The organism is Stutzerimonas stutzeri (assembly GCF_024448715.1).
GTDB classification, from domain to species: Bacteria; Pseudomonadota; Gammaproteobacteria; order Pseudomonadales; family Pseudomonadaceae; genus Stutzerimonas; species Stutzerimonas stutzeri_AR.
On record NZ_JAMOHZ010000029.1, the window covers coordinates 1 to 524 of the forward strand.

At 67.7% G+C, this 524-nt stretch carries 1 protein-coding gene; it reads left to right on the forward strand.

All coding sequences use genetic code 11. From position 1 onward, the window contains the following. The coding region (locus NAV33_RS21410; protein ID WP_255983771.1) for an MFS transporter at positions 1–524 on the forward strand (524 nt) is incomplete at both ends.

Consider the following 524-nt stretch of genomic DNA (forward strand, 5'->3'; position numbering starts at 1 on the left):
TCATCGGCGCCGGCTACGGGCCGGTGACGCCGGCCAGCTCGCACATCCTGGCGCGTACCACGCCGCCGCATTTGATGGGTTTCATGTTTTCGCTGAAGCAGACCGGTGTGCCGTTAGGCGGTGTGCTCGCCGGGGCGCTGGTGCCGAGTCTGGTCGCCACGGTGAGCTGGCAGGGCGCTGCGATCGCGGTGGCGCTGGCCTGTGCCACGATGGTGCTGGTCGCGCAACCGTTCCGCGCCGCCCTGGACAACGACCGCCAGCCGGGCCACGCCGGCCTGCGCGATCCGTTTCGGCCGCTGGTACGGGTGTTTCAGCACCGGCCGATCCGTGATCTGGCTCTGTGCTCGTTCTGCTTCAGTGCCATGCAGCTGTGCCTGACCACCTATCTGGTCACCTACCTGACCCACGAATACGGCTTGCCGCTGACCACCGCCGGGCTGGTGCTGGCCGTCACTCAGGGTGCCGGAATGGTTGGCCGATTGTTCTGGGGCTGGATCGCCGATCGTTGGCTGCCGCCTCGTCGA